Raw genomic sequence first — 21,511 nt, forward strand, 5'->3', positions numbered from 1 at the left:
GTGACGAGGGCGCCTGCCGAGCTCCGGACGCAAACGTTCGACGCAGTGATCGCGCTGCCGTTCGGACCGTTCGGCATCCGCACGTCGGGTGGCGCGGTCAGTGAACTGGTGTTCCTTCCCCCGGACACCCCCTTGCAGCCGCCCGCGACCGAGACAGCAAGCGCCGCGGCGCAGGCGCTGCGGGACTGGATCGACGATCCCGGTGGCGCCTTCCCTCTGCCGCTGATGGCGCGTGGCACCGCCTTCCAGCGTCGCGTGTGGGCGGAAATCTCCGCCATCCCCACCGGGCAGACGCGCCGCTACGGTGAGCTTGCTGCACGTCTTGGCAGTGCCGCACGTGCCGTCGGTCAGGCCTGTGGCGCCAACCCCTATCCGCTGGTCGTGCCGTGTCACCGCGTCACCTCTGCCGCAGGCCTTGGCGGCTTTGCCAATGCCCGCGACGGCTGGCTGCTCGAGGTCAAACGCTGGTTGCTACGGCACGAGGACGCCCTTTGAGCGCCCGGCCGCCCGCGGTCGATGCCAGCCTGCCCGCTCACACCCGCGCCGAGCTCGACCGCTTCATCGACAGCCTCTGGCTGGAGCATGGCCTGGCACGCAACACGCTTGCGGGCTACCGCAGCGACCTCGCGCTTTTCGCAGCCTGGCTGAACGCACGCGGAACGGCCCTGCCGGAAGCGCGTGGGGCCGACCTCGCCGCCTACCTGGCGGAGTTCAGCCTGCGCGCCAAGCCCGCGAGTCAACGCCGTTTGCTGGCCGCCTGGCGGCGCTACTACCGTCACCTGCTCGCCAACCGCGAGATCGCGGATGACCCGACCCTGATGCTCGACCCGCCGATGCCCGGTCAACGCTTTCCGAAGACACTGAGCGAAGCCCAGGTCGAAGCCCTGCTGGCCGCACCGGATATCGACACGCCACAGGGCCTGCGCGACCGTTGCATGCTCGAGGTGCTCTACGCTGCGGGTTTGCGTGTGTCCGAGCTCATCGGGCTGAAGCTCTTTGCCGTCAGTCTCGATCAGGGGGTGATCCGGGTGATGGGCAAGGGCAGCAAGGAGCGCCTCGTACCGCTCGGCGAGGTCGCCGCGGACTGGATCGTGCGCTATGTGCGCGAAGGCCGTCCCGCCCTGCTCGCAGGCCGGCAATGCGACGAGGTCTTCGTCACTCGCCTCGGCGCCGGCATGACAAGACAGATGTTCTGGCGCATCATCAAGCAGAACGCGGTCGTTGCCGGCATTCCCGTCGAGCGCATTTCACCGCACACGCTGCGCCATGCATTCGCGACCCATTTGCTCAATCACGGCGCGGACTTGCGCGTCGTCCAGTTGCTGCTTGGTCATGCCGACATTTCGACGACACAGGTCTATACGCACGTTGCCCGCGAGCGCCTGAAGCAATTGCATGCAAAGCATCACCCGCGCGCCTGACTGGAGTGCAGCACCATTCAGCGCCCGCCAATGGTCCAATTGGAATTTCACCATGAGCCGACAGAACATCCACGCGCCGGAAACGCCGGCCACACGCTTCCTCCGCCAACATGGCGTGGCCCATTCGAATCACCTTTACGAATACGAGGAACATGGCGGCACGACCGTTTCTTCGCGCGAACTGAATGTCAGCGAGCACGCTGTCGTGAAGACGCTGATCATGGAGAACGAAAATGCGCAGCCCCTGGTCGTATTGATGCACGGCGACCGAAAGGTGTCGACGAAGGAACTCGCACGGCAGATCGGCTGCAAGCACGTCGAACCCTGCAAGCCCGAAGTCGCCAACCGTCACACGGGCTATCTGGTGGGCGGCACATCACCGTTCGCCACGCGCAAGACCATGCCGGTGTATATGGAGCGGACGATCCTCGAGCTGCCGCTGGTCTACATCAACGGCGGGCGCCGGGGATTCCTGGTCGGGCTGCACCCGCACGACATTCTGCGGGTATTGAAGCCCACGCTCGTCGAAGTCGCGAATTGAGCATTCAGCCCGGGAATATCGCCAGACAATTGCCACGAAAAATAAAAATCATCCGCTTCTCCTTCAATTGCTGGCAGAATCCGGATAGTGATATCCGCTAGCGTCGCGTGGTCAGCAGCAATAGTCGCAAAGACATCGCGGACGGGCACACGAATACAAATATACGAAGGAGAAATGATGGACCTGTCGAATTACTCGCTTCCCGAGTTGCGCCGCCTGGCGGCGAAGGTCGAAACCGAGATCCGCCGTCGCAGCGACACCACGCGCCGCAACCTGCTGAAGCGGGTGCAGAAGATGGCGGCCGAAGAGGGCCTGACGCTCGACGATCTGCTCGAAACCCCTGCCGCCACGCCGGAGACGAAGGCCGCGCCCAAGGGCACGGGTCGCCGCGCCGGCGCGAAGAAGACCAAGGCAGCCCCGGTGGTGAAGTATCGCAACCCTGCCAATCCGGAACAGGGCTGGAGCGGTCATGGCCGTCGTCCGCAATGGGTCCTCGACTGGCTGGCACAAGGCAAGGCAATGGACGAACTAGCCGTCTGATTTCGCGGCGTCGGATCGAATCGCCGGATGGAGGCAGCAGCCTCGATCCGGCGATTTTCATTTGGCTCAGCCAGTATGCGGCGGCAAGCTGCCGTCCCGTCCGCGCTGGATGAATACCCCGACACGGCGAACATCTTTCATCACGCCAATCTTCGCCACTTTCAGCTTGACCCAGGGCGCGCCGAATTCGTCAAACAGCATGCGCACGACGAATTCCCCCAGGCTTTCGATCAGGTTGAAATGGCGCTGCCCCAGTTCCTCTCGAATACGCTGCGTCACCACCGCATAGTCGATCGTGTCCGCAATGTCGTCATGCTCGGCGGCGGCGTCGGGAACACCGAAGGTGAGATTGAGCTCGACAGTCTGGGGGCCCGTCTTCTCACGTGCGTAAATGCCGACCCAGGCCTTTACACGCAACTCCTCGATGAAGATGAAATCCATGGTGGTTCCCGTTTAGAATCGCTGCGATTCTATCCTGTGCGCCCGCCGACAGCGGTGCCAGCGCGCCCACGCTGAACCTTTTCTGCATTCGTTCCCCGACCACACGGGGTACGTGGAGCAATGATGTCCCTGCTTGCCCTGCTCGTCGCCGCGTATCTGCTAGGCTCGATTCCTTTTGCCATCGTCACCAGCAAGCTATTCGGGCTGGAGGACCCCCGCAAGTACGGTTCGGGCAACCCGGGCGCAACCAACGTATTGCGCAGCGGCAACAAGGGCGCTGCCGCACTGACTCTGGTTGGCGACTGCCTCAAGGGCTGGCTGGCCGTTTGGGCCGCAGCGCGGCTGGGCTTCGGTCCCACCGAAGCAGCCCTCGCCGGACTGGCCGCATTCCTCGGCCACGTGTTCACGATCTTCCTGCGCTTCAATGGCGGCAAGGGCGTGGCAACGGCGCTCGGCGTGCTGGCGGGCGTGGACGGCCGCATCGCGATCCTGTGCGCACTGGTATGGCTTGCGGTCGCCTTCACCACCCGTTATTCGTCAGCCGCTGCGCTGTCGGCGGCCGTGGCCGCTCCGCTTGCCGGCCTCCTCTTCCTCGGACCGCAGGCCAGCGTGATCGTGCTGCTCGCCATGGCGGCCATGCTGATCTGGCGCCACGCGCCCAACATCCAGCGCCTGCGCGCCGGCACCGAGGGCAAGATCGGCGGCAGCAAGAAGCCGAAGACGGACTAAGGCGTCCGGCCTCGCATCGGGATCAGATCGCCGCACCCGGCGGCGGCTGCAACTCCACCAGTGGCCAGCGCGGACGGATGCGCACAGCCGGCTCGCCGCGCCCACGCTCCCCCGCCGCAAATCGCATCGCCCCGGCAAACGCGATCATCGCGCCGTTGTCCGTGCAGAGCGCCGGCTCGGGGTAATGCACCCGGCCTCCACGCTTGGCCAGGGCCGCGTCGAGCACCTCGCGCAATCTGCGGTTCGCCCCCACGCCCCCAGCCACGACCAAGGTCTTGAGTCCCACCTTCTTCAGCGCGGCGAGCGCCTTCGCGCACAACACATCGACGACCGCCTCCTGGAATTCGGCAGCGAGATCCGCCATTCGCGCGGGGTCCCAGTCTGGCGCGGAGACCACGTTCAGCACGGCCGTCTTGAGACCGGAGAAGCTGAAGTCGAGATCACCCGAATGCAACATCGGCCGCGGCAGGCGGAAGCGCCCTGCCACGCCTTGCGTCGCCAGCTGCGCAAGTTGCGGCCCGCCCGGATAACCGAGCCCCAGCAGTTTCGCCGTCTTGTCGAACGCCTCGCCTGCGGCGTCATCGACAGATTCGCCCAGCAGGGCGTAGTCGCCCACGCCGCGCACCCGCATCAGCTGCGTGTGACCGCCCGAGACCAGCAGGGCGACGAAGGGAAACGCCGGCGGATCGTCCGACAGCAGCGGCGACAGCAGGTGACCTTCAAGGTGATGCACTGGCAGCGCCGGGATTCCGCGCGCCATCGCGAAGGATTCGGCGACGCTGGCGCCGACGAGCAGCGCCCCTGCAAGTCCGGGTCCGGACGTGTAGGCCACGGCATCCAGCGCTCCGCCCTCGAGCCCCGCCGCCTCGAGCGTCTGCTTCAACAGGATCGGCAGGCGCCGGATGTGGTCGCGCGACGCAAGCTCGGGCACGACGCCGCCGTAGGCTGCGTGCAGGTCGATCTGCGAGTGCAGGCAGTGTGCCAGCAGGCCGGCCTCGGTGTCATACACCGCCACGCCGGTCTCATCGCAGGAAGTCTCGATCCCCAACACTTTCATTGCTTGCATCCGTTTGATTCGATGCCGCATTTTAACCCGCGACCTGCATCTTCTGCGCGCGGAGTACTTGCCATCGCCTGGCGCGTGGTATATATTCGCCGTCTTTCTGCCCACCAGACACCCAAGGAAGTCCGCAATGCCCGGTATCCGCGTCAAGGAAAACGAGCCGTTTGAAGTTGCGATCCGCCGCTTCAAGCGCACCATCGAAAAGACCGGTGTGCTGACCGAGCTGCGCTCGCGCGAGTTCTACGAGAAGCCCACCGCCGAGCGCAAGCGCAAGCTGGCCGCCGCAGTGAAGCGCAATCACAAGCGCCTGCGCAGCCAGATGCTGCCGCCGAAGCTGTACTGATACGCTCCGCACCCGGTTTTCCGGTTGCTCGCACGCCGGGCGAAGGTCACTCGACCTTCGCCCGGCGTGATGCTTTTCCCGTTTCAGTTCCGGCCCGTCATTACGACGGTCCGCAAGCTCCGCTCGCCCGCGTACGATGATCCCTCAGTCCTTCGTTCAGGAACTGCTGTCGCGCGTCGATATCGTCGACGTCATCGAACGCTATGTGCCACTGAAGAAGAGCGGCGCGAACTACTTCGCCTGCTGCCCCTTCCACGGCGAGAAGTCCGCCTCGTTCTCGGTCAGTCCATCCAAGCAGTTCTACCACTGCTTCGGTTGCGGCGTGCACGGCAGCGCACTCGGCTTCCTGATGGAATACAGCGGACTGGGCTTCGTCGAGGCGGTCAAGGAGCTGGCCGCTCAGGTCGGCCTGCAGGTCCCCGATGACGGACGCAATGCCAGTCCGCAGGACGACAGCAGCGAACGCCTGTACGAGGCGATGGGCCTCGCCGCGCGCTTCTACCGCGAACAGCTCAAACCCGCCCGCCGCGCCATCGACTACCTGAAGCGCCGCGGTCTTTCAGGCGAGGTCGCAGCGCGCTTCGGCCTCGGCTACGCGCCCGACGAATGGCAGGCCCTGCAGAAGGTCTTTCCCGACTATCAGGCAAAGACGCTCGCCGACGCCGGCCTGGTCATCGACAACGACCAGGGCCGCCGCTACGACCGCTTCCGCGACCGCATCATCTTCCCGATCCACGACCGGCGCGGGCGCATCATCGCCTTCGGTGGCCGCATCCTGGACAAGGGCGAGCCGAAGTATCTGAACTCCCCCGAGACGCCACTGTTCGAGAAGGGTCGCGAACTCTACGGTCTGTACCTGGCGCAAAAACCGATCCGCGACGAGGGCTTCGTCGTCGTGGTCGAAGGCTACATGGACGTAGTCGCGCTCGCGCAGTACGGCATCGCCAACGCCGTCGCCACGCTCGGCACAGCAACCACGCCGCAACACGTTCACACCCTGCTGCGCCAGACGGACCGCGTCGTATTCTGCTTCGACGGCGATGCCGCCGGGCGCCGCGCGGCCTGGCGCGCACTGGAAAATGCACTGGAGTCCCTGCGTGACGACGCCACGCTGGCCTTCCTGTTCCTGCCCACGGAGCACGACCCCGACTCCTTCGTGCGTGCCGAAGGCGCCGACGCGTTCCGCAAGGCCGCGACTGCTGCCACGCCACTGGCCCGCTTCCTGATCGAGGAACTGCGCAGCCGGCACGACATGGATGCCGCCGAAGGCCGCGCCGCCTTCGTGCATGAGGCAATGCCGTTCGTAAACCGCATCTCCGCACCCCTGTTGCGATTGCAGGTGATCAAATCGGTGGCTGAAGCGAGCGGACTGACGCAAGCGGAAGTCGAGCACGCCCTTGGCCTCCCGGCGCCAGCCCGTCGGGATCGACCGCCCCGGCGCCCCGAACCGCAGGCCAGCCCGCCCTTCGACGACACGCCCCACCCCGCCTTCGCCGGCAAGCGCAGACGGGAGGGCACATTCCGCCCTCGCCCCGCCGGCAGGCGCAAGCCACCCTCGACCGCAGGCACCCTGTTGCGCCTGGTGCTTCAGCACCCGACCTGGGCCGCGCGCATGCCGGTGGATCTGATCCCCTCCGACAGCCCGGAAGGCCTTGCGCTCATCGCCATCATCGACCTGCTGAGCCTGGGGGAGCCCATCCCCGCCGGCGGACTCGGCGCCCTCATCGAGCGCTTCCGTGACACCCCGCACGGCGAAACCATGTCAAGAGTCGCGGCAGAGCTCGTCGACGCCGAGTTTGACGAGGCCGTCGTCGAGATCCTGTTCGAGGACAGCCTGAGAAAACTGCATGCCGACAGCCTCGCAAACGAGATCGCCAACCTGCTGCAGCAGGACCGCGAACACGGTCTCGATGCAGCCGGACGCCATCGCCTCGGCGAGCTGCTTCTGGAGAAGCGCGAACTCTCGAATGCGTCGAAAGTCTCAGATTTATAGTACAATTTTCGGTTTCCCATTTTCTTACACCCTCACCTGAGGAGTGCTATGGCACGCGAAACAGCCAAGGATTCGGCGCGCAAGGTCAGCCCCAAGCGGACCTCCAAAGCGAAGGACAAGGCCGCACAGGTCGTCGAAAGCCCCGTCGCAGCACCGCTCGACGCCGAAGTGCGCCGCACGCGGCTGAAGACACTGATCACGCTCGGCAAGGAGCGCGGCTATCTCACGTACGCCGAGATCAGCGACCACCTGCCCGACGATGTCGCCGACGCCGAACAGATCGAAGGCATCATCGCCACCTTCAACAACATGGGCATTCAGGTCTACGACGAGGCACCCGCCGCCGAAGACCTGCTCATGTCGGACAGCGTCGCGACCAATGTCGATGAAGACGTCGCCGAAGAAGAAGCCGAGCAGGCCCTTTCCTCCGTCGACTCCGAGTTCGGCCGCACCACCGACCCGGTGCGCATGTACATGCGCGAGATGGGCACGGTCGAACTGCTGACCCGCGAGGGCGAGATCGAGATCGCCAAGCGCATCGAGGACGGCCTCAAGCACATGGTGCAGGCCATCTCCGCCTGCCCCACCACGATCGCCGAGATGCTCGCGATCGTCGACCGCATCGCCGCCGACGAAGCCAAGATCGACGAACTCGTCGACGGCCTGATCGACCCCAACGCGAGCGAAGGCACGGAACCCGCCGCCGACAGCGATATCGAGGAAGCCAGCGCCGCTGCCGATGAGGAAGCCGACGAGACCGAGGCCGACGAGGACGAAGAAGACGACGCCGCCAGCGCCGAGAGCGCCAATGCGGCCTCGCTGCTGCAGCTCAAGAACGACGCGCTCGCCCGCTTCGCCGCCATCCGTGAGCTCTACGCCAAGCAGATGGACGCCCTGCAGAAGCGCGGCTCGCAGGACACGCACTACCTGCTGCTGCAGCAGCAGATTTCGGACGAACTGCTGAACATCCGCTTCACCGCCAAGGCCATCGAGAAGCTGTGCGACTCGGTACGCCACATGGTCGAACAGGTCCGCGGCCACGAGCGCCAGATCCTGCAACTGTGCGTCGATCGCGCAGGCATGCCGCGCACGCACTTCATCAAGGTCTTCCCGGGCCAGGAAGCCAACCTCGACTGGCTCAAGGATGAGATCGCTACCGGCAAGAACTACGCTGAAGGCCTGATGCGCATCCACCCGGCGGTGCTCGAAGAGCAGCAGAAGCTCATCGACCTGCAGGAAAGACTGGGCATTCCGCTCAAGGAACTGAAGGACATCAACCGTCAGATGTCCACCGGCGAGGCCAAGATGCGCCGCGCCAAGCGCGAGATGACCGAGGCCAACCTGCGCCTGGTGATCTCGATCGCCAAGAAATACACCAACCGCGGCCTTCAGTTCCTCGACCTGATTCAGGAAGGCAACATCGGCCTGATGAAGGCTGTGGACAAGTTCGAATACCGCCGCGGCTACAAGTTCTCGACCTACGCCACATGGTGGATCCGCCAGGCCATCACGCGCTCGATCGCCGACCAGGCACGCACGATCCGTATCCCGGTGCACATGATCGAGACGATCAACAAGATGAACCGCATCAGCCGCCAGATCCTGCAGGAAACCGGTGCGGAGCCGGATCCCGCCACGCTGGCCGAGAAGATGGAGATGCCCGAGGAGAAGATCCGCAAGATCATGAAGATCTCCAAGGAGCCCATCTCGATGGAGACGCCGATCGGCGACGACGACGACTCGCATCTGGGCGACTTCATCGAGGACACCGCGACCCTGGCGCCGGCCGAAGCCGCGATGTACTCCGGCCTGCGCGACGCCACCGGCGAGGTGCTCGACTCGCTCACCCCGCGCGAGGCCAAGGTGCTGCGCATGCGCTTCGGCATCGAAATGAACACGGACCACACGCTGGAAGAAGTCGGCAAGCAGTTCGACGTTACCCGCGAGCGCATCCGCCAGATCGAAGCCAAGGCTCTGCGCAAGCTGCGCCATCCCAGCCGCTCGGAGAAGCTCCGCAGCTTCCTCGATAGCGACCAGTAAAGCCTCAACGGGCCTCTAGCTCATGCCTGGTTAGAGCAGCGGACTCATAATCCGTTGGTGCTGGGTTCGACTCCCAGGGGGCCCACCAGCAGCACTTGAAGCCGTCAGTCCGAAAGGACTGGCGGCTTTGTCGTTTACGACGCCACGAGGGAGCACCAGGCCGACTCATGCGGCTACGCGTCACCCTCCCGCCCGCGCCGAAACGCCGTACATCCAGCTCAAGGACGCGATGAGGGCAAGGCGATACGCAGGCTCTTTGCCCTTGATTCGATCTCCGCAAGAGGAGCATCGATCACCTAGCAATGCTTTAAGCATATTCCAATTAATGACAAATGCGTTTATGCTTTACGCATTCGCCGACAACCCGACTGACGGGATGACGACCGACTCATCAGCCTGTCGTCGGATGGCCTCGTAGATCGACCTCATGGAGACCCGTTCATGCGCAACAGCATCCACCTCCCAGCCCATCGGCAAGGCGGTCAGGGCATGACTGAGTACATCATCATCGTGGCGATGATCGCGATCGCGGCCATCGCGGTGTATCAGTACTTCGGCCAGACCGTCCGCAACCAGACGGCCGCCATCGCCCAGGAACTGTCCGGCCAGGATGGCACTGCCGCTCGGACCGCGGCCCAGACCTCGGCCAACACTGCCCAGACCGTAGGCAACGAGCGCCAGACGCTCGACACCTACGTCAATCAGGTCGCCAAATGACCGGCCACTCCGCCAGGCCAATCGCCGCGGCGGGGTACAGAGGCGCGGGCGATGACCTCTAGCTCCCCTGGACAGCAGCATGGGCAAGTCCTGCCTCTGGCCCTGGTGCTGCTTGTCGCGGTCGCGGCCACGACGTTCTACATGTTCAACAGTGGCCAACTCGTGCAGGAAAAGCTGCAGCTCACCAACACCGCCGACGCAGTCGCTTACAGTGCCGGCGTGTTCGAGGCGCGGATGCTCAACTACGACGCCTACACCAACCGCGCAATCATCGCGAACCAGATCGCGATCGGTCAGGCTGTCGGACTGGCCTCGTGGGCGAAGTACATGGGTACATCGGCCGACAACATCGGGCCCTACCTCTACCTGATCCCCTACGTCGGCCCGGCCCTCAAGGCGGCGATGGACCATGTGGCGTCCATCATGGAGATCTTCACGCCAGCCCTTGCCGCTGCGATCCCGCTGCACGACACAGCGATCCAGGCACTGGCCCTGTCGCAGCAGGTCATGCACGGCCCTGGCGACAGCGTTGCGCTGGGGAACCGCCTGGCCGTCATGCAACGTGTGGCGCGGGAGAACGATCCAGAGGCCGTTGTCGATCCGGTGCCGATCAGCGACGACTTCATCGGCTTCACCCGCAATCATGAATCGCGCGAAGAGCGTCGCCGCATGGGGCGCGTCGTCAGCGACAGTCGCGAATCCTTCCTGCGCAGCCGGAACTGGAACTTCGGCCTCGTCGTGCTGTGCACCGGCATCCAGTTGCGCAAACGCGGCGGCACCGAACTCATCGATCTCGCGGACGGTTGGAAATCCATGGACACCCTGTCCGCGCACCGCTATCGCATCCGTCGTTTCAGCTGCCGGCGCTCGGAGAGACCGATCGGCTACGGCACAGCGTTCTCCGAAGAAGATCTAGCGGACAGTGCCTACAGCTACTCGGGTTCACGCAGCACCAACCCCAGGGCAAGCCGGCGCGCTGATTCAGGCGAAGGCATCGCCGAAGGCTTCGATCCCGCACCGAGCACCATAGGCGGTGGCGCGATCCCGACCTTCAAGGAACTCTCATCACGCGCCCTCGAAATGGACGACCCGGTCACGCAGCTCACGATCCGGGTCACGAAAGCCACCGGCGACCAGCGCTATTCGGGCGGCGCGAGCCTCATCCGGCCCCCGGGGCGGCTCGAACTGTATGACGGCGCCCATTCGGGCGGCCAGAGCGCGGCCGCCGCACGCGTGGAAGTCTTCTTCGAGCGTCCGGACGCAGGCAACCCGCGCCATCCGGACCGTAACGAGCTCGGCAGCCTCTTCAACCCCTACTGGCAGGTCCGCCTCGCCCCGATCACGCCGGCCGAACGCCTCATGGCCCAGTTGCGTCAGGGCGGACTTCAACTTCCCTAGATCCGCCTCAAGCCCACCGCGATGCTGCAAGATTTCCGTCCCCCACCTCAAAGCCCGCTCGCGTTCGCGCAACTGGCCTTGTGCTGCGCGGTGCTCTGCACGCAAGCAGCCGCGGCGGCACCCGAAGCGGACGGCTACGAAATCCGCCGCGAAGGCACATCCCCCTTTGTCCGTGACGCGGCCATGCGCACCGCCGTTGCACGCGAGGCGCAGTGCAACGCGCTGGCGGCCCAATGCCGTGTGCTCGCGACAACACACGGCAGCGCCGCGGGCGCCGCATGCCTCGCCCGCATGCAATCCTTCGAGCTGATCGGCGACCCCGGCACGGCTGGACGCCGCGAGGTCATCGAATACCACCTGCCCGCCCGGCAGAAGTCCTCGGTCACCGTGCGCACCCTGGAACTGGTTGAAACCGCCGTCTGCCGCCTGGAAGTGCTCGAGCGCGTAACGACCACCATCACCCATCATCAGCCACGGGGGCGACGGGTGTTTACCCGCGTCATCAGCCCGCGAAAGGGCGCGCAACCGTGGCGCAGCCAGCACCTTCCCGCGCTCGGTGCAGACAGCCTGGCCCTGGTCAGCGAACGCTTCGCGATCGACGCGACGATGGTCGTAAGCCCGCTGCCGGAGCGCGGGGAAGAACGTTTCGCCGGTATGCCGTGCCACTGGAAGCGGATCACCGGACCGTGGACGATGGCGTTGTGCGAGTCCACACACAGTCTGGGCATGCCGATCAACCGCAGCCTCAGCACCCAGGTGACCGGACCGGGCGCTGACGGCCCGGAGGTTCTTCTCGAGGAAAAGGTGGTGCTGTTCCGCGGTCCGGTCGCGCTCTCGACAACGCATTTCGAACCCGGCGGGCATCGGACGGACGAGGCCAGCCACGAACCTGCAGCCGAGGAGGACGGCAATGCGCACGCCGACTGAACGTCCTCCTTGCCGGTGGTCGCGCGTTGGCGGGCAGTCGACGGTCGAGTTCATCGTCCTGGCACTGGTGCTCATTCCCCTGCTGCTCACCGTGCCGCTGATCGGCAAGTACATGGATTTGGCCCAGACCACCACCTCGGCGAGCCGCTACGTCGCCTTCGAGGGCATGGTGCATCACGGCTCGAGCCTTCACCCGTGGAAGTCCGACGCCGCGCTCGCCGTCGAGGTGCGCCGCCGCTTCTTCAGCAACAACGACGCGCCGATCAAGCGCGACGACGTCGCGGGCGACTTCAACGCCCATCGCAATCCCCTCTGGTTCGACCACCGGGGCGACGCCCTGCTGCCGTCCTTCGCGAGCAACGTCAGCGCCTCCAGCCAGCGCGAATCGCTCGAACTGCCCTTTGGCGCGGCGTACGCATCGGGCATGGGCCTGAGCCGGACCAATCTGCACACGGGCATCGCACGCGTCACGGTCGCGGACGTCGAGGGACTGGCTCCGTTCGACATGCTGGGCCTGGCCATGCAGCGCAGCACGACCGTCCTCGTCGACCCCTGGTCCGCGTCCGGTCCGAACGCTGTCCGCTCGGCAGTACGCAACGACGGCTGGAACCCGCTCGGGCACTTCCCCTATCGCCCACTGGAAGCCCTGGTGACCCCGATCGAACCCTTCGTCGCGGTCCTCGAGGGCGCCAGTGCGCCCGAAATCGGTCGCGTCGATCCCGACTTCGTCCCCCCCGATCGCATCCGATGAAGACCTCGCGCTTAGCGCTCTGCCTCCTGATGACCTCGGTCGCTGCCCACGCCTCGCCGTGGCCGCGCGTGAATCCCCCGCCCGATGCGCGCGTCGAAACGATCGGCGAGCAGATCCGCCTCAATGGCATCCCGATGCACATGGCGCGGATTCGCGCCCGTTCAGCCACGGCCGAGATGCTCGACCACTACCGGGAAGCGCTCGGCAAGCCTGTCGCGCATGCGCAGGTTGCCGACACGCACGTGCTGTCCCAACGGCGCGGCAACCACTTCATCACGGTTTCGATCAATGCGACGGACGATGGACTGAGCGAGGCATTGCTGTCGATCGCCGACATGCAGGCCGCCCGCCAGGCGGCCGATCGGCCACTCGCCTTCAGGCTTCCCGCTGGCTCCGAAACCCTGTCGGACCTGGAGTCGGTCGACGGACCGATCAGCGCACGCCAGCTCGTGCTGGAGAACGCGCACACGCTGCGCACCAACCTCGAACAGCTCTCCCGCAGTCTCGCCGACCGCGGCCTTACGCCCGATGGGCCACCGCTCACCGACGTGGACACAGCCATCGTGCAAGGTTTTCACGGCCCGTTCGGCGAGGCTCGCCTCGTGCTGGTTCGCCACGACGGCAGCACCCGTGCCGTGCTCACCCTGCGACTCAAGCGCTCATGAAACGCACCTTCGCCATTGCCGGGCGCGGCCAGGCACTCACCGAATACCTCGTCGCCCTGCTCGTGCTGATGATGCTCGTCGGCATCGCCTTTACCGGTGAGGAGTCAGCGGTCGACACCCTGCTCACCGCCGTCCGCAGGGCCTTCGATCGCCAGAGCGCCTTCATGTCCCTTCCCCTGTGACGACCACCGACATGCTGAACAAAACCAGGAAGAACTGGCTCATCCTCGTCCTGTCCCTCGTCCTCGGCGCCGCCGCGGCGTTCGGTGCAAGCCGCTACCTTTCGCAACGCATGGCCGAGATCGAGGCACGTGGCAAGGACAGCGACACCGTCCGCCTACTGGTCGCAAAGACAAACCTTGCAGGCGGCGCCACCCTCAGCCCCGACACCGTCGCCGTGCGCGAAGTACCGCGTGCCTGGGCACACTCCGGCGCCATCACGCCGGACCAGTACAGCCGCGCAGAGGGCTCAGCGCTCGCGCATCCGGCCAATGCCGGGGAGCCCATCCTGTGGGCGCAGCTGGAGGGACGCCGCGCGCCGACCTTCTCCACGCGACTGCAGTCCGGCCAGCGCGCCGTCACGGTGCCCGTCGACGAGATCAGCTCGCTGTCCGGGATGGTGGTACCCGGCGACCTCATCGACATCGTCGTCTCGGTCCGCGACGGCAAGCGCAACTACACCTTCACGCTGCTGCAGCGCGTGCGCGTGCTGGCGACGGGCAGCAAAGCCAACGCCGACGCGCGCGACACCGACGGCCGCCCCGGCTTCACCACGATCACACTCGACACCGCTCCGGACGATGCCAAGCGCGTCATCGCGGCACGCGAAATCGGTCACGTGACGGCGCTGCTGCGCGCGCCAGGCGACGTTGCCGCCGTGTCGGATGCGATCACCGAGGCCCGCAGCCTGCTCGGCCTACCCACCGGACACGACAACGGCGTCAGCAGCGTCCCGGTCATCTACGGCGGCGGCCCGATCACCGAGGGGCTGACCCTTGGACAACGCGCCCCCGCGACCGAGGACTGAGGCCGGCACGGCATACCGTCATCAGCCCCCCATTTCAACCGCCTCCGCCCGCGAACTCCGATGCGCCCATTCCGACAACTCCTGCTTTGCCTGACCGCAGTGCTTGTGACGCCTGCCGTCGCCCTTGCCGACGATCCCGTCGAACTGACGATGTTCGAAGGCGAGACCCGGGTCATTCCCGAACCCAACGCCGGCCGACTCGCGGTCGGCAACGGTCAGGTGCTGTCCGCGGCGGTCCTCGACGACCGCGAGATCCTGCTCATCGCCAACAAGGTGGGCATCTCGTCGCTGCACGTCTGGTCCTCGAAAGGACGTAACCGGCGCGTCAAGATCACCGTGGTACCGGCCGACACCCCACGCGTCAATCGCGAGATCGCGGCGTTCATCGCCGGCATTCCCAATGCGCGTTCCTCGGTCATCGGCGACAAGGTCGTCGTCGAAGGCGACGGCCTCAGCAACCGCGACCAGGCCCGTATCGAGGAGTTGGCCAAGCGCTATCCGCAGATCATCAACTTCACCAACCCGGTGGGATGGGAAAAGATGATCGTCATGGACGTGCAGATCGTCGAGTTCCCGATCAACATGCTGAGGGAAATCGGGCTGGCGTGGAACGCCACCGGCGGCGCCGCGATCGGGGGCATCTGGATGCCCGGTCGGCGCGGCAATGCGCCACTGCAGATCGACGTCCGCACCGGCACCGAGAACGCCCCGCCCATCGTCAACCCGGACGACGCCAGCGGCCCGGTGCCGCTCAGCTCCAGCCTCAACGTCCTGTCCGCCATCAACGTCGGTCTGAACGCGCAACTGCGCCTGATGGAACAGAACGGCTCCGCCTCCATCCTCGCCCAGCCCGTGCTTTCGGCGCGCAACGGCGCCGAGGCGAGCTTCCTCGCCGGCGGCGAATTCCCCTACAGCGTCAGCAACATCAACGGCACGACGATCCAGTTCAAGCCCTACGGTATCCGGCTGGAGATCACGCCCACGGTCGATCACAGCGGCGTGATCCGGGCGCGGATCATGAGCGAGGTCAGCGATCTCGACCTCTCGGTCATGGGCAGTTCAGGCCCCGCGCTGCGGACGCGCAAGACCGAGACCGAGTTCAACGTGTTGCAGGGCGGCACCATCGTCCTCAGCGGACTGCTGAGCCGGGACATCAACGCCTCGATCGACAAGGTCCCCTTCCTGGGCGACATCCCTGTCCTGGGCGCCCTGTTCCGCTCGCGACGTTTCCAGAACAACGAGACCGAACTCGTCGTTTTCGTCACACCGCATGCGGTCGACAAGCACACCGTCGAGCAGGCCGAAACCATGCTGCGCGCCCGTCAACGCCTGGACGGCACGCCGCGTGCCACCGAACCCGATCTCTCGGCCGTGCCAGGCCTTCCCGCAGCCGCCAAGGCGCCGGACGCGGGGACTACGGACAGCGCGCGCGACCAGCCCTACCCCTGGGTCAACAACTGACACGAGGGCACCAGCATGTTCCAGGTCACCATTACCGCTCCGGAAGCGCCGCCACGCATCGAGTCGATCACCGACACCTCGGCCATCATCGGCAAGGGCCGGGAGTGCCAGCTGCGCCTGCCCGGCTGGAAAGTGGGTCGCGAGCATGCGCGCATCTTCCGCACCAAGGCCGGCCTCCACATCCAGGACCTCGGCCAGCTCTTCGGCACCAGCGTGAACGGCAACCGCATCCAGCAGTACGGACCGATCACGCGCGGCGACCGCATCGGCGTCGGCCCCTACACCCTCGTCATCGAGGACCGGCTCGAGACGCCATCACTCCCCATCGCCGCGCAGACCTCCGACACCGGCGACAGCCCCGCCGTGGATACGCCCAGCCCGCGCAGCGTCAACGACGGCAAGGTGCCAACGCCCCAGCAGTTCTGGCGACAGCGCATCCACGAAGCCCTGCTCGATGCGATCGATCTGCGCCGGCGCGATCTCGTCCGCATGGCCGACGAGGAACTGCGCGCCGAGACCGAGGCCCTGCTGGTCGAGGTCATCGACAAGGAGTCCGCACTCCCCGACAGCATCGACCGCGACAGCCTGCTCCGCGACGTGCTCGACGAGGCGGTCGGCCTCGGTCCGCTGGAGACGCTGCTCGACGACGACACCATCACCGAGATCATGGTCAACCGCCACGACGAGATCTACCTCGAGCGCAACGGTCGGCTCGAACGCCACCCCGGCTGCTTCACCAGCGACCGCGCCGTGCTCGGCGTCATCGAACGCATCGTCGCCCCGATCGGCCGGCGCATCGACGAAGCCTCGCCCATGGTCGACGCGCGCCTCAAGGACGGCTCCCGGGTCAACGCCATCATCCCGCCGCTCGCCATCAAGGGGCCGGCACTCACGATCCGCAAGTTCGGGCGCAAGGTGTTCTCGCACACCGATCTCGTCCAGCTCGGCGCCCTGAGCCCGGCCATGGCGGAGTTCATGCGCATCTGCGTGCGCCATCGCAAGAACATCCTGATCGCGGGCGGCACGGGATCGGGCAAGACGACCCTGCTCAACGTACTGTCGAACTTCATCCCCGATGGCGAACGCATCATCACGATCGAGGATGCCGCCGAATTGCGGCTCGGGCACTCCCACCTCATCAGCCTCGAGGCGCGTCCGTCCAATGCCGAGGGGCGCGGCCAGATTGCCATCCGGGATCTCGTCAAGAACGCGCTGCGCATGCGTCCGGACCGCATCGTCGTCGGCGAGTGCCGTGGCGGTGAAGCGCTCGACATGCTGCAGGCGATGAACACCGGCCACGACGGCTCGCTGACCACCCTGCATGCCAACAGCCCGCGCGATGCGCTGGCCCGGCTCGAGACCCTGATCCTGATGGCCGGCATGGATCTCCCCTTGAGCGCCATTCGCGACCAGATCGCCTCCGCCGTCGACATCGTCATCCAGCAGGCGCGGCTGCCCGATGGTCGACGTGTGGTCACCGGTATCGTCGAGGTCAGCGGCGTCGAATCCGGCCGCATCCAGATGCAGGAGCTGTTCCGCCACGAGAAGCTCGGGCGAAACGCCGATGGACGGGTGCTCGATCGTTTCAGCGCCTGCAACGCCGTTCCCGGGTTCTACGAGGACCTGCGCGAGACCGGCGTCCCGCTCGACCTTTCCCTGTTCAACGCGGCAGACGCGCCATGAGCCTGACGCTGCTCCTGATCGTCGTTGCCGCCACCGTGGCCCTGCTGGTGTGGGCCTCGGTGGATGTCGGCACCCGAATGCTGCGGGCCTGGCGAACGCACTTCACGCGCGAAACCGGCTTCCACCTGCGCGAGTTGTTCCTGTTCGTCGACCCGGCCCGACTCTACGCACTGAGCCTGGCGCTGACCGTGCTCGCCGCAGGCAGCGTGTGGCTGGTGACCGGCAGCATTGCCCTGAGCCTGGCCGTCGCCCTGCTGCTGGCCCTGTCGCCCGGCCTCGTGTTCCGCTCGCTGCGCGCCCGCCGCATCGAGAAGATCGCGCAACAACTGCCCGACGCGCTGCAGATGCTCGCCGGCACCACCCGCGCCGGACTGTCGCTGCCCGCAGCGATACGACAGATCACCACCGAGCTGCGGCCTCCCCTGTCGCAGGAGTTCATGCTCCTCCAGCATGAGCAACGCCTGGGCGTCAGCCTCGACGACGCACTCGAGAGCCTTGCCCTGCGCATACCCGCCCAGCCCGTCAAACTGATGGTGTCGGCCATGCGCATTGCCCACGAGACCGGCGGCGGCCTGGCCGAAACGCTTGAGCGCACGGCCAACACGCTGCGCAGCCAGCATGCGATGGAATTGAAGATCCGCGCGCTGACAGCCCAGGGCAAGCTCCAGGCCTGGGTGGTGGGGCTGCTGCCGCTGTTCCTGCTGTGGGTCCTGAGCCGCATGGAGCCGGATGCCATGGCGCTGCTGTGGACAACCCGACTCGGCTGGGGCGTGCTGGCCGCAGTGCTGGTCATGGAATTCATCGGCGTGCTGCTCATCCGCCGCATCGTGGCCATCGACGTATGAACGCGTCTTCGTCCCTGGTCGAGATACTCGACCCCAGCTGGGTCATCGGTGCGATCGCGCTGAGCACGGGCCTCTCGGTCGCGCTCGTCGGCTGGCTGGTGTCCCGCGCCGCCGCGGCAGTTCCGCCGCAGGACCGCCTCTGGCTCGACCCACCGCCAGCGGGCTACCGGATCGTGTGGTGGCCGGTGCAGTGGCTTTCACACTACCTGCAAGCACTCCTACCCGAGCGCCATGCCCGGGCCAGCCTTGCACGCCTGCGCCTGGCGGGGCTCGACTTCGCGCTCGACCCCGGCCAGTTCATCGCCGGACGCCTCGTCTGGGGGCTGCTGTGCGCCGCGTTCGCATTCTGGCAGGCCGAGACCTTCCAGCTTCCACCGGGCTGGCCGATCGTCGCAGGCTTCGCCCTTGGCTACCGCTACCCGCTGATCTGGCTGCGCGACCGCATCGATGCGCGACGCCGGCAGACCTTCAAGTCCCTGCCCTTCATGCTCGACCTCATCACGCTGTGCGTCGAGTCGGGCCTCAATCTCAACAGTGCCCTCGCCCAGGCCGTTGCCAAGGGCCCCGCGGGACCGCTGCGCGACGAGTTCGCCCGCCTGCTGCGCGACATGCGCGCCGGCCGCCCACGCAGCGAAGCCCTGCGCGAACTGGCCGACCGGCTCGACATGCCGCCAGTCTCGAGCTTCGTCGCCACCCTCATCCAGGCCGAAGCGACCGGCATGAGCCTGGGCCCCATCCTGCGCGCTCAGGCCGAACAGCGTCGCGCCGAACGCTTCGCCCGTGCCGAAAAGCTCGCCATGGAGGCACCGGTCAAGCTGCTTTTCCCCCTGCTGTTCTTCATCTTCCCGTGCGTGTTCGCGATCCTCATGTTCCCCATTGCAATGAAGTTCCTGGCGGCCGGCCTATGAGCCGGATGCCACCGCTCGACGGACTCACCGTACGCCGCGCCGAACGCTGGCGCGACCGCCTGCGCGGGCTCCTGTTCTCGCCGCCGCCCGCACCGGGGCAGGCGCTGCTCATCACGCCCTGCGCTGCCGTGCACACCGCCTTCATGCGCTATCCGATCGACGTGGTGTTTCTCGACCGGCGCGGCAGCGTGCGCAAGGTCGCCCGCGCCCTGCCGCCGTGGCGCATCGCGATCTGTGTGGGCGCACGCCACACCCTCGAACTTGCCGCCGGCGAGGCGCGCCGGCTCGGGCTGACGCCCGGCCGGACGCTTCCTCGACGTCTCCTCCATCACCATCCGGAGTCAAGCCAATGAGAGTCACCGCACTGATCGCCGGCCTTGTCCTCAACGCCACTGCAACTTCCCCAGCCCTGGCTGTCGATCCCTTCGGCATCGCCGAGCGCGGGCTCCGCAACATGCGCCCCCCGGCAACGGAGTCGGCCATCCGCAGCCTTGCGGAGGTGATCGTCATGAGCGTGCCAGACGGCACCTACACCGACGATGCGGCAGCGAGCGACCTCATCCTGTACACCCGGCCCGGCTGCGGATACTGCGTCCGCGCCATCCGACATCTGCGATCCCGGGGTACGCCCTTCGTCGAGCGGAACGTCCAGGGCAACCCCGTCGCCCATGCCGAATTCCGCCAGCTCGGGGGGCGTGGCGTACCCCTCCTTGTTGCAGGCGATCAGGTGGTGCACGGCTTCAGCGCACCGCAGTACGACCGCGTGATCGCGCAGGTGAGCGTCCCGGCATCGGCAGCCCGATCCGTCCCTCCGACACGCCCCTTCAACTCCCCTGCCCGGACCTACAAGGCGGGCGACCGCCTATTGCCGGCCTACGGCCCCCTCCACCTGCTCGGCATGCCTCAGGCGAGCGACGTCCCGATCGGCACGCTTGCCCGCGGTACGCCGGTGATCTTCATCGGCCCAAGCCGCAACGGCTACCTCTATGTCAGCGCCGGTCAGCTCGAGGGCTGGGCCGAGGCCCGAAGCCTCGCACCCTTGCCGTGAAGCACTGCATTGCTACCGCACGATCGCGCGGCGCCACCTTGGTCGAATTCGTCATCGTCGGCCCGTTGGTGCTGTTCATCGTGCTCGTGCTCATGCAATACGCCCTGCTCTTCCACGCCCGGGGACAGCTCAACTACGCCACCTTCGAGGCGGCCCGTGCCGGCACCGTCGCGAACGCCCGGCCCGCCGCCATCCGCGCTGCCTTCGACCGCGCCATGACCGGCTACCACGGCGGCGGCACGACCACCGCCGAACTCGCCATCTCGCGAACCCGCGCGCTTGCCGAAGCACCCTTCACCCGCATCGAGATCCTCTCGCCCACCCGCGAGAGCTTCGACGACTTCCACAGTCCCGCCCTCGCCGCGCGCCTGGGTCTGTCCGCCCGCGTCATTCCCAACACCAACATCGCGCACCTCGACTGCCCGGTCGACCGCCCCGGATGCAACCGCGACCCGGCCACCAACGCCAGCGGCCAGACGCTGCAGGACGCCAACCTGCTCAAGCTACGCATCACCTACGGCATCCCCGCCCGCAAGCAGATCCCGCTCGCAGGCCCCTTCATGGCCCGCGCGCTCGCGGTACTGAATCCGGCTGACGACGATCCCTTTCGCGCCGCGCTCATCGCCGGCGGACGGATCCCGGTCATCACCCACACCGTCATGCGCATGCAGTCGCCTGCTATCGAGGCCGGCAACCCGTCGGTCCCCGGCCCAGGCAACGCCGGCACCCCGACCGATCCCGGCCCGACGCCCGAGGGTACTGGACTACCCAGATGCCCAGCCACCGACCCGGCATGCACGGCGACACCCGATGTGCCGGCCCCTGAGCCCAGTCCCGAGCCTGAGCCGACACCCGGTTGCAATCCCCTCATCGAACCCGGCTGCAAGCCACTCCCGCCGGCTTGCCAGGCGCCACCCGGCTGGCTCGACAGCCGTCCGGCGCCTAAACAAGCGCCGTGATCTCCGCCCGA

The 21,511-nt window shown here is 66.4% G+C and carries 24 protein-coding genes and 1 tRNA gene; 23 read left to right on the forward strand and 2 right to left on the reverse strand.

The window, feature by feature from the left end; translation table 11 throughout:
• From C664_RS12735 to C664_RS12750, 4 genes are all read left to right on the forward strand, one after another.
• Positions 1–495, forward strand: a complete 495-nt coding sequence (locus tag C664_RS12735; protein WP_038011743.1) for a methylated-DNA--[protein]-cysteine S-methyltransferase — start codon at positions 1–3, stop codon at positions 493–495.
• Positions 492–1,421 carry a site-specific tyrosine recombinase XerD gene (gene xerD / locus C664_RS12740; RefSeq protein ID WP_004260950.1) on the forward strand — a complete coding sequence of 310 codons (930 nt, stop codon included), beginning with the start codon at positions 492–494 and terminating at the stop codon, positions 1,419–1,421. Before C664_RS12735 ends, xerD begins: the two co-directional genes overlap by 4 nt.
• Before the next feature lie 52 nt (positions 1,422–1,473).
• Positions 1,474–1,962: a Cys-tRNA(Pro) deacylase gene (gene ybaK, locus C664_RS12745; protein WP_004260952.1), complete on the forward strand. Its 489-nt coding sequence runs from the start codon at positions 1,474–1,476 to the stop codon at positions 1,960–1,962.
• Between the two features lie 177 nt (positions 1,963–2,139).
• A complete protein-coding gene (locus tag C664_RS12750) occupies positions 2,140–2,502 on the forward strand; it encodes an H-NS histone family protein (protein ID WP_038011745.1) in 363 nt (120 codons plus the stop codon).
• Between the two features lie 66 nt (positions 2,503–2,568).
• Here the strand turns inward: C664_RS12750 and C664_RS12755 are convergent, their stop codons facing one another.
• A complete protein-coding gene (locus C664_RS12755; protein WP_004260958.1) occupies positions 2,569–2,943 on the reverse strand; it encodes a dihydroneopterin aldolase in 375 nt (124 codons plus the stop codon).
• 123 nt (positions 2,944–3,066) lie between these two features.
• Between C664_RS12755 and plsY the strand changes: the two genes are divergently transcribed.
• Positions 3,067–3,672 (forward strand): glycerol-3-phosphate 1-O-acyltransferase PlsY, encoded by a 606-nt coding sequence (gene plsY / locus C664_RS12760; RefSeq protein ID WP_198291526.1) that lies wholly within the window; start codon positions 3,067–3,069, stop codon positions 3,670–3,672.
• A 22-nt stretch (positions 3,673–3,694) separates the two neighbouring features.
• On the opposite strand, the gene tsaD is transcribed toward plsY, so the two are convergent.
• The gene (gene tsaD / locus C664_RS12765) at positions 3,695–4,729 is read right to left on the reverse strand and encodes a tRNA (adenosine(37)-N6)-threonylcarbamoyltransferase complex transferase subunit TsaD (protein WP_004260967.1); all 1,035 of its coding nucleotides are present in this window, start codon (positions 4,727–4,729) and stop codon (positions 3,695–3,697) included.
• A gap of 136 nt (positions 4,730–4,865) precedes the next feature.
• Between tsaD and rpsU the strand changes: the two genes are divergently transcribed.
• The 18 genes from rpsU to C664_RS12855 all read left to right on the forward strand — a co-directional run bounded on the left by rpsU (position 4,866) and on the right by C664_RS12855 (position 21,500).
• Positions 4,866–5,078, forward strand: a complete 213-nt coding sequence (gene rpsU / locus C664_RS12770) for a 30S ribosomal protein S21 (protein ID WP_004260978.1) — start codon at positions 4,866–4,868, stop codon at positions 5,076–5,078.
• A gap of 136 nt (positions 5,079–5,214) precedes the next feature.
• Positions 5,215–7,071 (forward strand): DNA primase, encoded by a 1,857-nt coding sequence (gene dnaG / locus C664_RS12775; protein ID WP_004260982.1) that lies wholly within the window; start codon positions 5,215–5,217, stop codon positions 7,069–7,071.
• Positions 7,072–7,119: 48 nt separating this feature from the next.
• Positions 7,120–9,111 (forward strand): RNA polymerase sigma factor RpoD, encoded by a 1,992-nt coding sequence (gene rpoD, locus C664_RS12780; RefSeq protein ID WP_004260987.1) that lies wholly within the window; start codon positions 7,120–7,122, stop codon positions 9,109–9,111.
• A gap of 9 nt (positions 9,112–9,120) precedes the next feature.
• Positions 9,121–9,199, forward strand: a tRNA-Ile gene (locus C664_RS12785).
• Positions 9,200–9,552: 353 nt separating this feature from the next.
• On the forward strand, positions 9,553–9,828 hold the full coding sequence (locus C664_RS12790; protein ID WP_004260990.1) for a hypothetical protein: 276 nt from the start codon (positions 9,553–9,555) through the stop codon (positions 9,826–9,828).
• Positions 9,829–9,879: 51 nt separating this feature from the next.
• A complete protein-coding gene (locus C664_RS12795; protein WP_038011747.1) occupies positions 9,880–11,226 on the forward strand; it encodes a pilus assembly protein TadG-related protein in 1,347 nt (448 codons plus the stop codon).
• Between the two features lie 21 nt (positions 11,227–11,247).
• Entirely contained in the window at positions 11,248–12,153 is a 906-nt protein-coding gene (locus C664_RS12800) for a hypothetical protein (protein WP_054963735.1), read from the forward strand.
• Positions 12,137–12,904, forward strand: a complete 768-nt coding sequence (locus C664_RS12805; RefSeq protein WP_004261001.1) for a hypothetical protein — start codon at positions 12,137–12,139, stop codon at positions 12,902–12,904. The genes C664_RS12800 and C664_RS12805 overlap by 17 nt, the downstream gene beginning before the upstream one ends.
• Entirely contained in the window at positions 12,901–13,569 is a 669-nt protein-coding gene (locus C664_RS12810; protein WP_004261006.1) for a hypothetical protein, read from the forward strand. The genes C664_RS12805 and C664_RS12810 overlap by 4 nt, the downstream gene beginning before the upstream one ends.
• A complete protein-coding gene (locus C664_RS12815) occupies positions 13,566–13,751 on the forward strand; it encodes a hypothetical protein (protein WP_004261009.1) in 186 nt (61 codons plus the stop codon). Before C664_RS12810 ends, C664_RS12815 begins: the two co-directional genes overlap by 4 nt.
• 11 nt (positions 13,752–13,762) lie before the next feature.
• Positions 13,763–14,596 (forward strand): Flp pilus assembly protein CpaB, encoded by an 834-nt coding sequence (cpaB, locus tag C664_RS12820; RefSeq protein WP_004261012.1) that lies wholly within the window; start codon positions 13,763–13,765, stop codon positions 14,594–14,596.
• Positions 14,597–14,701: 105 nt separating this feature from the next.
• Positions 14,702–16,057, forward strand: a complete 1,356-nt coding sequence (locus tag C664_RS12825; protein WP_232435101.1) for a type II and III secretion system protein family protein — start codon at positions 14,702–14,704, stop codon at positions 16,055–16,057.
• Between the two features lie 15 nt (positions 16,058–16,072).
• Positions 16,073–17,740 (forward strand): ATPase, T2SS/T4P/T4SS family, encoded by a 1,668-nt coding sequence (locus tag C664_RS12830; protein ID WP_004261018.1) that lies wholly within the window; start codon positions 16,073–16,075, stop codon positions 17,738–17,740.
• Entirely contained in the window at positions 17,737–18,585 is an 849-nt protein-coding gene (locus C664_RS12835) for a type II secretion system F family protein (protein ID WP_004261023.1), read from the forward strand. Before C664_RS12830 ends, C664_RS12835 begins: the two co-directional genes overlap by 4 nt.
• Positions 18,582–19,493: a type II secretion system F family protein gene (locus tag C664_RS12840; protein WP_004261027.1), complete on the forward strand. Its 912-nt coding sequence runs from the start codon at positions 18,582–18,584 to the stop codon at positions 19,491–19,493. The genes C664_RS12835 and C664_RS12840 overlap by 4 nt, the downstream gene beginning before the upstream one ends.
• Positions 19,490–19,846 (forward strand): DUF192 domain-containing protein, encoded by a 357-nt coding sequence (locus C664_RS12845; protein WP_232435102.1) that lies wholly within the window; start codon positions 19,490–19,492, stop codon positions 19,844–19,846. The genes C664_RS12840 and C664_RS12845 overlap by 4 nt, the downstream gene beginning before the upstream one ends.
• The gene (locus C664_RS20980; protein WP_004261033.1) at positions 19,843–20,541 is read left to right on the forward strand and encodes a glutaredoxin family protein; all 699 of its coding nucleotides are present in this window, start codon (positions 19,843–19,845) and stop codon (positions 20,539–20,541) included. The genes C664_RS12845 and C664_RS20980 overlap by 4 nt, the downstream gene beginning before the upstream one ends.
• The gene (locus C664_RS12855; protein WP_004261036.1) at positions 20,538–21,500 is read left to right on the forward strand and encodes a TadE family protein; all 963 of its coding nucleotides are present in this window, start codon (positions 20,538–20,540) and stop codon (positions 21,498–21,500) included. Before C664_RS20980 ends, C664_RS12855 begins: the two co-directional genes overlap by 4 nt.
• The last annotated feature ends 11 nt before the right edge of the window (positions 21,501–21,511 follow it).

The sequence above is a fragment of the Thauera sp. 63 genome (assembly GCF_000310165.2).
GTDB lineage: Bacteria > Pseudomonadota > Gammaproteobacteria > Burkholderiales > Rhodocyclaceae > Thauera > Thauera humireducens.